Annotated in this window: 10 protein-coding genes; 5 read left to right on the top strand and 5 right to left on the bottom strand. The window is 44.8% G+C overall.

What is annotated here, in order from left to right:
* Window positions 1–31: 31 nt before the first annotated feature.
* The 4 genes from QUA77_RS22175 to QUA77_RS22160 form a co-directional block, all read right to left on the bottom strand.
* On the bottom strand, window positions 32–3,187 hold the full coding sequence (locus tag QUA77_RS22175) for a PAS domain S-box protein (protein ID WP_333452528.1): 3,156 nt from the start codon (window positions 3,185–3,187) through the stop codon (window positions 32–34).
* Window positions 3,184–3,582: a response regulator gene (locus tag QUA77_RS22170; protein WP_333041397.1), complete on the bottom strand. Its 399-nt coding sequence runs from the start codon at window positions 3,580–3,582 to the stop codon at window positions 3,184–3,186. The genes QUA77_RS22175 and QUA77_RS22170 overlap by 4 nt, the downstream gene beginning before the upstream one ends.
* A 60-nt stretch (window positions 3,583–3,642) precedes the next feature.
* Complete coding sequence (locus tag QUA77_RS22165; protein WP_333452525.1) at window positions 3,643–6,186, bottom strand: CBS domain-containing protein; 2,544 nt, start codon at window positions 6,184–6,186, stop codon at window positions 3,643–3,645.
* Window positions 6,187–6,344: 158 nt separating this feature from the next.
* Window positions 6,345–6,530, bottom strand: a complete 186-nt coding sequence (locus tag QUA77_RS22160; RefSeq protein WP_333041399.1) for a hypothetical protein — start codon at window positions 6,528–6,530, stop codon at window positions 6,345–6,347.
* Between the two features lie 1,798 nt (window positions 6,531–8,328).
* Between QUA77_RS22160 and sds the strand changes: the two genes are divergently transcribed.
* Entirely contained in the window at window positions 8,329–9,300 is a 972-nt protein-coding gene (gene sds / locus QUA77_RS22155; protein WP_333452524.1) for a solanesyl diphosphate synthase, read from the top strand.
* A 97-nt stretch (window positions 9,301–9,397) separates the two neighbouring features.
* On the opposite strand, the gene QUA77_RS22150 is transcribed toward sds, so the two are convergent.
* Window positions 9,398–9,862, bottom strand: coding sequence for a hypothetical protein (locus QUA77_RS22150; protein WP_333061631.1), 465 nt, complete (start codon window positions 9,860–9,862; stop codon window positions 9,398–9,400).
* Window positions 9,863–10,534: 672 nt separating this feature from the next.
* On the opposite strand from QUA77_RS22150, the gene QUA77_RS22145 reads away from it, so the two are divergent.
* The 4 genes from QUA77_RS22145 to QUA77_RS22130 form a co-directional block, all read left to right on the top strand.
* Complete coding sequence (locus QUA77_RS22145; protein WP_006635783.1) at window positions 10,535–10,885, top strand: hypothetical protein; 351 nt, start codon at window positions 10,535–10,537, stop codon at window positions 10,883–10,885.
* A 107-nt stretch (window positions 10,886–10,992) separates the two neighbouring features.
* Window positions 10,993–12,513 (top strand): stress-responsive protein Ycf46, encoded by a 1,521-nt coding sequence (gene ycf46, locus QUA77_RS22140; RefSeq protein WP_006635782.1) that lies wholly within the window; start codon window positions 10,993–10,995, stop codon window positions 12,511–12,513.
* A gap of 130 nt (window positions 12,514–12,643) precedes the next feature.
* The gene (locus QUA77_RS22135) at window positions 12,644–12,997 is read left to right on the top strand and encodes a DUF1257 domain-containing protein (protein WP_006635781.1); all 354 of its coding nucleotides are present in this window, start codon (window positions 12,644–12,646) and stop codon (window positions 12,995–12,997) included.
* A gap of 294 nt (window positions 12,998–13,291) precedes the next feature.
* Window positions 13,292–13,587: transposase (locus QUA77_RS22130; RefSeq protein ID WP_333452522.1), on the top strand; the 296-nt coding region annotated here is incomplete at its 3' end.

Genomic DNA, 13,587 nt, shown 5'->3' with positions numbered 1-13,587 from the left:
CTGCCCCTATTATCCCTTGTTATTTCATCCTTCAACAATTTCTAAACTCGTCAATCAAATCGAGAATCCGATCGCACCGGAAGTTATTCGCCAAATCGGCGATCGCGCTGCGGAAACTCGCATTAATAGGAGGAATCGACAACAGCCGAAAAATCTCCTCGTTATCAACCGCATCCGCCGCAGAATACAATTCATCAATCCATTCAGCAGGCATAGCTTCCAAAAATGAAGTATTGAGCGTAAAAGCCAAATCAGCCGTTTCAGTTGCCGTGGAAACCTCGGCGGACACCGCAGCATCAGAAGTTAGCGAAGCTTCTCGATCGTAAACATAGCGGACTCCCAGATACTTAGCCATCTTTTCCAGAATCACTTGCTCCCGAAAAGGCTTCGCTACAAAATCATCGCAACCAGCAGACAAAATCAGCGATCGCTCCTCATCAAAAGCACTTGCAGTCAGAGCAATAATCACCGTTGCTTGACCTTTCAAATGCGCTTTAATCTGTTTAGTAGCTTCGTAACCGTCCATCACCGGCATCCGCATATCCATCCAAATCAAATGAGGTTCCCAACTCGACCACATTTCCACAGCTTGAACGCCATTTTCAGCTTCCTGCACCGCAAAGCCGAGCGATGTCAGCATTCTGACCAACAGCAAGCGGCTTTCCAGGCGATCGTCAACAGCTAAAATCCGGTATTCTGGCTGTCCGGGTTCCAGACCCACCACTCGGCGAGCTGTTTGAGCCACCTGAATTTCCACTGCATTAGGGAGCCAAACTTTAACATCAAACCTAAAAATGCTGCCGCGACCGAGGGTGCTTGTTACCGTCATCTTCCCTCCCATTAACTTAACGAACTGCTTGCTGATTGGCAAGCCCAAACCTGTTCCTTCTTGAGCTTTTTTCCCGCTTTCTGTTTGTGCGAAAGGTTTAAACAAATTATCCATTTCTTCCGCAGAAATTCCTGAACCAGTGTCTTCCACTTCAAATAGCAAACAGCAACTTTCATTTGGAGGAAATTCGGGGGAATTTTTGTTACTTAGCAGCTCATGTTTGAGTCTCACATTAACACCCCCTTCCGCAGTAAATTTAATAGCATTCCCTACAACATTGATCAAGACTTGTCGCAATTTGCTTTCGTCACTTTCTATATATTGAGGTAGATCTGGGGGGCAATCAAAAATTAACTGCAACCCTTTTTTCTCGGCTTGCAGCTTCAGCATATTTTCAGTATTAGTTAGCATTTTGTGCAAGTCGAAGGTGCTGTTATTAAGTGTCACCAGCCCGACTTCAATTTTTGACATTTGCAGAATATTGTTGATCAAAACGAGCAAATGTTCCCCGCTCTGGGTAATAATTCCTAAGTATTGCTGTTGGTCGGCATCGAGGTCTGGGTCGCGGGCTAGCAGTTGGCTAAAACCGAGAATTGCGTTGAGGGGAGTTCGCAATTCGTGGCTCATATTCGAGAGAAATTCGCTTTTTGCCCTGTTCGCTCTGTCGGCTTCTTCTTTAGCTTTTTGCAGGACTATTTCAGCTTGTTTGCGTTCGGTAATATCGCTAGCAGTGCCTGTGGTGCCGATGATGTTTCCTTCAGCGTCCATGCGCGCGATCGCCTTGGTATTTACATCAATCTTTCTGCCGTCTTTTCCTAATACTATATTTTCGTACTGAAACACAGTTTTCCCCGTCAGCAAGCGCTGCTGAAGTTCCCATTTCCAGTCTATTTCTCCTGGGGCTAAGAAATCGCTAAAAGAACAGCCGAGCATTTCTTCAGGCTCGTAACCGTATATTTGTTTAACTGCTTGGTTGACAAAAGTAATGTGTCCTTGAGCATTGCAAGACCAGATAATATCTTGGGAAGTTTCAACTAAATGACGGTATTTTTCTTCGCTCTCTGCAAGGGCTATTTCTGCCAGCTTGCGTGGGGTAATGTCCATCAAAGTTGTGAAAAGTTTTGTCACTTGACCTTGTTGGTTGACAACTACTTCTCCTCTGGCTTCAATGTAGCGGATGAAGCCGGCTTCACTTATTTGTGACGGGCAATTATCTGCAGCAATTTTCGGTTCCGGGCGCAGAATTCGATATTCCAAACTGTAAGATTGCCCGCTAGCAATAGCAGTGTGGATCGTTGTTTGCCACTTTTGTCGATCGTCGGGATGCACGTATTGCGAAAACTCAGTGAGTGTTGGCGCAGGCTGGGTTGGATCGAGCCCAAAAATCCGAGATAATTCTTCCGACCAAGTAGTTGTGTTGGCCGATAAATCGCATTCCCAATTACCGACACGGGCGATTCTTTGCGCTGCTGCTAAAGAAGCTGCTACAGCTCGGAGTTTTTCTTCGGCTAATTTGCGATCGCTAATATCTTGAATCACAGAAATCACGCAGGTTTCGCCATGAATGTCAATGATTTCTGCTGACAGCAGCCCGGTTCGGATTTCCCCTGTTTTAGTGCGAAAATCCAATTCGTAGTTGAGAATAATTTGTTTTTCATCTAACATTTTAAACAACTCGGCGCGGGCTTGTATATTTTCCCAAAGATTCAAATCAAGCGCCGTGCGATCGATAATTTCTGCAGCCGAATAACCGATTGTCTGGCAAAAAGCCTCATTAATTTCTAAATAACGACCGTCATTAAATCTGGTAATAGTAATCGGATTGGGAGAAGAACGAAAAGCTTTAGCAAACTTTTCCTCAGACAATCGCAGTTGTGCAGTCCGCTCCTCGACTAAAGTTTCCAGTTCTTGATTTAGCTTTTGGAGTTGAGCATTTTGTTGCGCTAATTGCTTCTCCCTAAAATAGCTGTTAATCGCTTCTTTTACCGTCAACTTCAAATCTTCTGACTGCCAAGGCTTCGATATATATCGGTACAATTTAGCATATTTAATAGTATTCGCGACTGCTTCTAGGTCTGCTTGCCCCGTCAGCATAATTTTGATAGTTTTTGGCGAAATTATGTGAATCTGCTTGAGCAATTCGTCCCCTTTGATATTCGGCATCAGATAGTCGGAAATCACTGCTACGATTTCGGACCCCTCTGCCAGTAATTCCTCGATTAACTCTAAAGCATCTTCGCCACCTTCAGCGGTTTCTAATAAGTGTTCTTCGCCCAGGGTTTTTTTTAACTCAATTTTCAAACTTTCAAGAATTATTGGTTCGTCATCCACACAAATAATCACAGGTTTATTGTTCATATTTTTGTCAAACCAGATTTTATAGTTTCTACTAATTCTTTGCGTTCCCACGGCTTGTACAAACAACGGTGCAAGTTTGCTTGCTCTTTCACCCGTGCTATTGCTACTTCGTCTGCTTGCCCGGTCAGCATAACTTTCACAATTTTAGGATATTTGTGGTGAACCATAATCAAAAAATCATCTCCTTTAATCCCTGGCATTAACCAGTCAGATACTATGACTAAAATATCACTCTCATCTTCGTTTTGAATTTCCTCCATAATTTCCAGAGCTTCCTCTGCATTTTCTGCTACTTCATAGAGGTAAGCATCCCCAAATTCTTTTTTAAGTTGAATTTTTAAACTATTTAAGACCACAACTTCATCGTCAACGCACAAAATTACTGGTTTAGACATAAAACTTTACTGCTATTAAATTTTATAAATAGGGGCATTTTCCTCTTTTTTTTATTGCTATCAAGGGATTCCGACGGGCAAGGATATAGTAAATTTTGTTTGGCCAGGGACGCTTTCTACTTGCAGTTCACCTTGGTGTTTTTCCAGAATTTTTTGAACTATATCTAATCCCAAACCGCTGCCTTCCCCTGGAGGTTTAGTTGTGAAAAACGGCTCAAAAATTCTCGGCATAATCTCTGGAGGAATGCCGGGACCACTGTCGGTAATACTGACTGATATTGCGTTCGCTTGGTGTTTGACATCAATTTTTAACACGCCTTTGTTGCCCATCGCTTGTAAAGCATTGTGAACCAAATTTGTCCAAACTTGATTGAGTTCATCAGGATAGCATAGCACAGAGGGCAAATTAGTACCATAGTTTCTGACTACTTCCACACCGTGTTTGATTTGGTAGTGGTAAAGCGTTAAAACAGTATCAATACCGTCGGTAATATTAGCGATTACTTTGGAACCCGACTGGTCATAACGAGAGTAGCTTTTTAAAGCAAAAACGATTTTGGCGGCCCTATCTGTAGCAGTAGCAATATTTTTAGTGCTTTTTTGTACCGTAGCAAATTGGTAGGCGGTTTGTACAATGTTTCGACTTTGGTTGTCTTTCAATAAAGGTAAAAAAGGTTCTATATTATTACCGATGCCGATATCTAATAAAGTACAGGCAAGACTGGCGGCGTCGTCAATTTTTTCTGATTCTAATTGCCCCTGCAAAAGTTTTTTTAACTGACGTTTTTCTTTACTAGATAATGTATCTGTTTCTTGGCTGGACTTGTGTAGCAAAGCAAAGAAATCCTGCCGCCGTTCCGGGGATAGTTGTTGAAAAAATATCGGCAACTGCTGCAACTGTTCCGTCCAGAAATCGGCGATGTTCTGCACAGAAGAGCGAATCGCCCCTAAAGGAGAATTGATTTCATGAGCAACTCCGGCAATTAACTGTCCGAGGGCTGCCATTTTTTCTGATTGAATAAGTTCTTTTTGAGTCCGCTTCAGTTCTTCTAAGGTATGAGATAACTCTGCATTTTTTTGGCAGAGAGCTGACTCGGCTATTTTGCGGGCGTTGATGTTGCGGGCAACCCAAATGACTGCATCTTTTGAGAATAGAGAAATGCAGGCAGAAAACCAAATTTCGCGATCACAAACTGTTAAGCTGTAGTCAAAATTGATAGTTTGTTCGGTTTCTAAAACTTGCTGAACTAACACCCACCAATCATCCGGGTTGTTATCGTCAAGAAAATGTTCTATAGTCAAGCTGACTATATCGCAATCAGGCTCAGACACCGCTGCCACATTCGTTGGCAAAATTTCTATGTTCCGCTGACTGTCTAGCACGAGAACTATGTCGGTCATTGCTTCAAAAACGGCGCGGACTTTCCTTTCAGAAAAGTGCAATTTTTCTTCGAGCAGTTTCCGACCACTAACTTGTTGCTGCAATTCTTCGTTACTGGCTGCTAATTGAACCGTGCGGTCTAGAACTCGCTGTTCGAGTTCGGTGTTGAGGCGGCGAACTTCAGCTTCAGCCGTGGTGCGGTCTTGTATTTCCTTTTTTAACTGACTGTTGGCATTAATTAATTCTAAAGTTCGCTGTTTTATTTGTTCTTCCAAATTATCATTTAAAATTCGCAATTTTTCTTCGACTTCTGTTCTTCGCAACGCTTCTTTTTGCAATTCTTCGTTCATTTTGTTCAACTCCTGAATTTTGTCGGCAACTGTTTCCTGCAAAAGCTCGACATTTGCGTGCATTTCTACCGGATCTAAAGCCTGCAGCAGGCTAATTTCAGTCACAATTCCGGCTAAAAATCCTTCCTCGTCCACCACCACTAAGCGCCGGATGCTGTGCTGCTGCATTAACTGGTGAGCCTGCCACAAGGTGGCTTTTACCTGCAACGGTATCAGCGGAAAACTCATCCTGGCGGTGATGGGAGTACGTGCAAAATCTAGTCCAGAAGCTTGGAATTTAACAATGTCGCGTTCTGTAATTATGCCCACAGGTTTCTGATTTTTGTTGTCGCTGTCAGTGCAAATGACTATGCAGCTTTTGCGCTGGCTTCTCATCTGTTTTGCGACTTCTAAAACTGAGGCGCTGCTTGAGGTAACTATTACTTGTGTGGTCATAATTTCTTCGGCGCGCCACATTTTCAGCAAGTCGGCCGGTTTGAGGATTTGACGGATGCTTTCGCAGGTGATAGCGCCTAGCAAGTTGCCACCTTCGTCTAGGAGGGGTAAATGACGGATTTTTTTCGATCGCAATATGCTCAATACCTTGAAGATATTTCCCGCTTGATCGAGGGAAATAGCGATCGGGTTTTCAGTCATCACCTCAGAAATTGCCACCCCTGCTAGCGGTATTTCGCTAGCAGTTATTTTCACAACATCGCGTTCTGTAAAAATTCCGAGCAATTGCTGCTCAAACGCGATTAAAATGCAACTGGCACTCGCCTGAGTCATGGCAGCAATTGCGACTTTCAAGGGTGTGTCTGGAGGTAGCACCGGTGGTTTGGGGTCGATCGCCTGTTTTAGCAAGCTTTGGGTATCAGAAACTGTTGTTGACATGGGCAAATCAAGGGGAATATATGCAGGCGGAACCGCCACTTAATACCATTTTAGATTTCAAATTTTACACTCGCGGTACGCTCACCGCAATCGATAATTGACATCGGTCTAAAGTTGCATTGTAGTCGCGCATTGGTAGGATTTTTAGTGCAATCCCGCTAAACGGCGATCGGAATTAACACCATACACGTCCTTTGACCGATAACTGATGTTACTTCTATTTTACCCGAATGTTTTTCCACACTTTTTTTAACAATCTCCCGTCCCCAGTCCCTGCCTTCGTCGGCGGGTTTTGTGGTAAAGAACGGAGCACATATTTGTGGCCAAATTCCCGGGTAATTCACTTGCCACTGACGAGCAGGCTCTGATTTTCTGCTCTCACCTCTACTTTTAAAAGTCGGCAATTCTCTATCGCTTATAAACCAATACTCCGGACAGTTTTTGGAACGATACTACAAGCCTTACAGGGCAAGCATCATAAAAAAGTCGAATTAAATGCAAGTCACGGGTATAGGTGACATTGATTTAATTATCCACGCTCGCCTCAAAGTCAAGCGAGAATAAGCCATTGGGCCATAGAAAAAGTGTCCAGACTATTGATAAACCATTCTGCATCATATTTAGGGAAACTTGTTTGACTTCGTCTGGATTACACAACAATTTAGGCAGTGTAGCTTGAGAATTTCTGACAACTCTTACTCTGGGTTTTAGTTTTTTAATCAAAAGTTAATAGATTTTTAAGGGGGTCATTAATAGTGGCACTTACTTTTATACCATACAGTTATATCGAGAATATTTTTGAAATTAAAAATTACTTGTGTGTCTCTACCTAGCAAATTATCTTATTGATAATCTGTGAATAAATGACAGAGACTATCTGGCTGAATCAGCCATTTAATCACCCTTTGATGAAATCGGTGATTGCCGTGCAATTTTCGGGATTTTTTCGGTTTAAAAAGCAGGTTGATCGATTCAGAAATTTTGCGTTTTATTTCTGTAAGTTATTGTCCTAAATAATAAAAATGTTGCGTTTTTTCGCACCAGAACCGACAAATTCAAACTCAGCATTTTTGAGAATAATTTAATAGCTTTCTCGGAACATGGGCCTGCTTTCCCTGAGATGAAACTTGCTGTGAGCGATACAAGCTGCTACTAAATATAATATCCTGCCTCAGAGGCTGTTGGCATTGAACATCGATAACTGTAGCTATGTGTTGCAGTAACTAGCAGCCCAGAAAATCACAGTGCCCGCAATTGTAAATAATAACCCTGCCTTTGCGCGCAAGCATTCAAGGCAGGGTTATTATTGAGTATTCCGAGTTCTCAAGGGTGAAGCGAGGGCGCTGCTGCCGACTTCGGCTGCCCAGCAATGCACTACTCGCCCAATCGAGTGATTTTAGCGCTGCGTTCGGCCAACATCAGCACTACATAAATAGTCATTACATAGCCGGCGGCCAGAATGGGAATAATTAGAGGAATATCGCGATAAATCATAGTTAGAACCAAAAGTCAAGGACGAGGAGGAGCAGGACAAGTTCAAGACCTACTACATTAAGTCAGCACGCAAGACCATGCCTTGGTTCTGAAGGCTGTTTTTCCATATCAAGCCTACGGGAACATTTAGGCGTTCCCGGTCATCAATAATGATTTACTGCTTTACAGATGCTTAAACAGCCTAAAACCATCCACTTTAGCTGCTTTGAGCTACCGTGCACATAAGATGCGCTACTCTTAACTTCTGAAAACTTTTAGCCGCGAGGAACTAAAAATCTGTCCCAGAAATTTTGGCTGCGATCGACTAACAAGGCTGGCTCTACGAAACTCTTACAGGCACCTACAAGCTACCTGCCAGTCTGGCTGTACTTAATGTATAGAATTGTTTAAATCCTTAATACCCATAATAACACAGGGTTTCTGGGATTTAGAGATTTTTTGGCAGTGTCCTTAACAATTCGATACAATAGGGGCAACCCCTCTGGCAGCCGGCTACTCGCCTCTGGCAGGCGGGTGACTTCCATCGGGTGGCAGATGACAAATAACTGCCGATCGCCTAGATTTTTCTTTTCTATTGCAGAGAATTACCTTAAAATAAAGATATGATTTGTAAAATTTTGTTACTTTACGGCTTGAGTCGGCGTATCCATGATCTCTAGCACTCTCCTATTTTCCTCGGTTGAAGAAGACCTGCGACTGTTGACAGAAAACTTAAAACAGTTAGTGGGTGCCCGTCATCCCATCTTGTACGCGGCTGCAGAATACTTATTCGGCACAAAGGGAAAACGAGTGAGACCCGCAATCGTTCTGTTGATGGCCAAGGCGACTATGCCCGATCGGGAAATCACGGAAAAACACCGCCGCCTCGCTGAAATCACGGAAATGATCCACACAGCTAGTCTCGTGCACGACGACGTGGTGGACGAGTCGGATCTGCGGCGGGGAGTGCCGACGGTTCACAGTCGGTTTAACAACCGAGTGGCAGTATTGGCGGGAGACTTTCTGTTTGCTCAATCTTCCTGGCATTTGGCAAATCTCGACAACCTGCCAGTAGTCAAACTGCTTTCAGAAGTGATTATGGATTTAGCTGAGGGGGAAATTCAACAGGGACTCAATGGATTTGACACCAGCTTGTCGATCGAAGCGTACCTGGAAAAAAGTTATTACAAAACAGCGTCTTTAATTGCCAACAGTTCCAAAGCAGCGGGCTGTTTGAGCGAGGTTTCAGCGGAAATAGCAGACGATTTGTACAACTACGGTCGGAACATTGGTTTGGCATTCCAAATAGTAGATGATATATTAGATTTCACCGCTTCAACGGAAACTTTGGGGAAACCTGCAGGCTCGGACCTCAGAAGCGGTAATCTGACAGCACCCGCACTATTCGCCCTAGAAGAAAAACCTTACTTGGAAGTTCTCATAGAACGCGAATTTGCCCAAGAAGGAGATCTAGAGCAGGCCCTGGCACTGGTAGAAGATTCTAAAGGCATAGAGCGATCGCGAGAACTAGCCACAAATCACGCACAGAAAGCCGTCGAATATTTAGCTGCGCTGCCCCATTCAGAGTCCCGTCAAGCTTTGATTGATTTGGCTGAATACGTTTTGAGCAGACTTTATTAGAGGTTAAAAAGTTACACTTTATTGGTAATGGGGAATTGGTAATGGGTAATTCCCAATGCCTAATGCCCTGTTACCAATTAATAGAAAATTCAGTTGTTTAGGCAATATCCGGCGGTGGAGCCGATCGATACTGTTGCAAGTAAACGTTAATTAAACTCTGTACTTGCTCGCGAGGGATTTCCGTCCCGACTTCCTGATTGCCGGGACTTTCAAAAAAAACAATGCTGTCAAGACCTTCCAGAGCTATCATCTGAAATAAAATGTGAGTGACAGGCAAAAGCACGGGTCTGAGGCGATCGCCCCCAGCCGCCGCAGCCTGCGACGCATCTTTAAGATTATTCCAAGCATAAATCACCCTCTTCTCCCGTCCCGGTTGCTTGAGATTGCTCAAAACCACGATCGCCCAACTTTGGTCTACCGCTTGCAGGATCGAGTATTCTAGGTGCTGTAGCTGTTGGGCAATTAACACCAGTGCCGGGGCGATCGCCTTTAAGATTTGTGGCGTCGAACCGTCGGGCGGAGCTTTTTCGATCAATGCTTGAATCTGTTGGTCTAAATCCATCAGTCAGTTCTTTGATATCTAAAATTAAAAATTTCAGGTTAGCAGGTTCGCATCCAAGTATATATTACCCAGCACTGCCCTATTAAAGATAAGCTGACACCCATCTAAATTTAATATTTAGCAGCCTACAGCCCTTGTAGCGAGCATTTGGGCAAAAAAATTAAGTGCGTAACAGCTTACACAATGTCATCCAAAAAGTCTAACGGTAGGGTGCTGAGCGTTAGCGCTGTCAAGGTGTGTTAAATCTGAGCCCGATAAAAACCCGAAAACGGTTATTTCACGTTCGGATTTTGCACACTTAAAGCTATAAAAACTGTTTGGGGGAGTTTGGTTTCAAAATAAAAGCGCCCAAAGTTAGTAACCTCATGAGCTGGCTGGGTGTTTATGACGCACCTTACCCCAGATGGCGGCTCAAAGAATTTGTTGGCCCTACTCCTATATATCTATTGTTCATATTTATAGTTGGTCGATCGTCCTTGACGCTACCCTACCTGCCGCAGTACCTCGGCCTCATCAGCTACACCCCTAACTTTTTCGTTGTTAACAGACCCACATTTACCTCAAATGTAACGAAATATTACAAGATGACGCTAAAGCTGCATAGAGGCTTGACAGCAAAGAATTAAGCGGCTAATCTGATATACATACCCGGGTAAGTCAATTCACTGTCATATGCAAGAAAAGCAAAAAGTTACATTGTATCTTCCACCAGAACTGCATCGCCAGCTCAAAATCCGAGCCGCAGTCGAAACTGAACCGATGTCATCAATTGCAGAAAGGGCAATTGTCTTCTACCTAGGAAATCCCGAACTGGTTGACGAAGTAGAAGCCTCCTACGGACAAACCCATCGGGTATACAACTGTCCAGAATGCACGGGTTCAGTAGTAATGCGAGATGGAGAACTGGCCTCCGTAACAAGTCAGCCGAGCGTATTGGCTGAACAGGATCTTCCAGTAAAGCAGGTGTCGGGCGTCAGTGCCAGCACGGCCAAACCGGGAGAGGAAGAATTGGTTCCCTGCTAAGAATGCCTTGCTTCCCCAAAAAGCTAAAACTGAAATTTTCAGTAACAGGGCCCAGGGCAGCAGTGAGATTCAGCAAAGATAGCACCGTCTCTAGTGGGTCGAGGACTATGCAAGAAGAGATCAGTATTCTAATCCAAGCTCAATATCCTCTGATCTACCTCGTGACATCCGAGGAAGAGCGGTGTGAGCAAGCAATTTCGACAATAGCTCAAGCAAAACCACAGCGACGAGTATTTATCTGGACTGTAACTCACGGCATTGTGGAGTATGGTCAACCCCGCACCACCACCCAACACAACACCGTCTCGCCAGAGGCAGCAATTGAATGGGTGATCAGGCAGCGAGAACCCAACAGTAACGCTAGCATCTACATTTTCAAAGATTTACATCCTTTTATAGATTCTCCTCCGGTAACGAGGTGGTTGCGCGATGCGATCGCCAACTTCAAAGGAACGCAAAAGACAATTATACTGATGTCTCCTTTGCAGCAAATTCCGATCGAGCTAGAAAAGGAAGTAGTGGTATTAGACTTCGCGTTGCCAGACATGAAGGAACTAAACCAAGTATTGTCTGGTCAGTTGGAGCAAACGAAATCGCGACGCATTACCACAGAAGCGCGAGAAAAACTTTTAAAAGCAGCCTTGGGATTGACCAAGGACGAAGCTGAAAAAGTTTATCGCAAAGCCCAAGTTTCGACTGGGCGCCTCACAGAAGAAGAAGTAGACATAGTTCTTTCGGAGAAAAAGCAATTAATTCGGCGCAACGGCATTCTAGAGTTCATTGAAGAAGACGAAACCCTGGATGCAGTCGGCGGTTTAGAAGAGCTGAAGCGGTGGCTGAGACAGCGTTCCAACGCCTTTACAGAGAGGGCAAGAGAATACGGTCTGCCCCAACCAAAAGGGATGTTAATTCTTGGCGTACCGGGATGCGGAAAATCGCTGATTGCCAAGACCACCTCCCGCCTGTGGGGACTGCCCCTGCTGAGGCTAGATATGGGTAGAGTCTACGACGGTTCGATGGTGGGTCGATCGGAAGCCAACCTCCGCAATGCCCTCAAAACCGCAGAATCCATCTCTCCAGCCCTCCTATTCATCGACGAACTAGACAAAGCCTTTGCAGGAGGCACTGGTTCGGCAGACTCAGACGGAGGCACCTCCAGCCGGATTTTCGGTTCCTTCCTCACTTGGATGCAAGAAAAGACTTCCCCAGTCTTCGTAATGGCAACAGCCAACCGAATCGAGCGGTTGCCGGGAGAATTCTTGAGGAAAGGCCGATTCGACGAACTCTTCTTTGTTGATCTGCCTACCAAAGAAGAACGCCAAGATATATTTAAGATTCACCTGTCAAAGCGGCGTCGGGAAATTACTCGCTTCGATTTAGAGCAACTTTCCAATGTTTCCGAGGGCTTTTCAGGTGCAGAGATTGAGCAAGCGCTAGTAGCCGCAATGTACGAAGCCTTCGCTCAAGATCGAGAGTTTACGCAGCTAGACATCATCGCGGCCATTAAATCTACAATGCCACTGTCTAAAACAATGACCGAACAGGTCACCGCCCTTCGAGATTGGGCTAGACAGCGTGCACGGCCCGCTGCGTCTTCCGTCGCTGAATACCAGCGAATGGAATTCTAAAAGCTTTCTCCTGGTCCAAACAGGAGCAAAGGCTAGCAACAGCTAGCAGTTCGATTGAAGAGCCGCCCAGCGGCACCGTTAAATCCAGACCGTTGTTGTTTCTCTCTCAGTTTTATTAGGAGGAAATCCAATGTCTCACTTTAGCACTCTGCGTACCAAAATAACCGATGCCGAAATCCTGAAAGCTTCACTGCGCGACTTGGGCATTTCAGTCAAGTCAGAAGCTGATGTTCGTGGCTATAACGGTCAGCGCGTTCGCTCCGACATCGTAGCGATTCTCGAAGGCGAATATGACCTAGGTTGGTCTCGCAATAGCGATGGTTCCTTTGACCTGATTGCCGACCTCTGGGGCGTCGCCAAAAAACACAATCAAACTGAGTTAATCAACTCCATCAACCAGAAGTACGCAGTTAACAAGACCTTGGCCGCAGTCAAGCAGCGCGGTTTGCAAAATGCCAACGTTAAGCTGGTAGTGCAAAACTAATTGATCTGCAGGTTTCCAAGCTCGCGGGTTAACCAAACAAACGGGTTAACCCGTTTTTCGATTGCTAGGAGGTAGAGGGGGGTCTTTGAACCGCCACATACTTTTTTAGCACCCCCAAGCAGCAGCTTTCAGGTTGAAAGCTGCTGCTTTTTGCTTTAATGGTCGGCTACCTAGGGCTTGCTGAATAAGCGCTCGCACTTGAGGTTGCCTGGGTTATTCGAGCGCGCGATCGAGAGTAAAGTGCAAGATAAACAGGTAAAATAAGTCAAAACCCGTGCATCACCACCTACGATCGTGTACAGAAAAGTTGAGCTGGCTCCAAACCCCCCATCCGAATTTGAACTGCCCTTCGGAGGAAAATTGTCAGCAGACAACCGTTGGGTAAAAATGGCCCAACTAATCCCGTGGTCAGAGTTTGAAGCAGAATATGCCCAAAACTTCCCCACCGAAAAGGGCGCACCAGCTAAATCCTTTCGGATGGCGTTGGGGGCATTAATTATTAAAGAAAAACTGGGAATTAGCGATCGTGAAACGGTAGAACAGATCCGGGAAAACCCGTATCTACAATACTTTATCGGTCAATCAAGCTA

It is taken from the genome of Microcoleus sp. K5-D4, from assembly GCF_036704575.1.
Taxonomy (GTDB): Bacteria; Cyanobacteriota; Cyanobacteriia; order Cyanobacteriales; family Microcoleaceae; genus Microcoleus.
The sequence above is the reverse complement of the archived record's forward strand: the minus strand, read 5'-3'. Positions and strand labels throughout refer to the sequence as shown.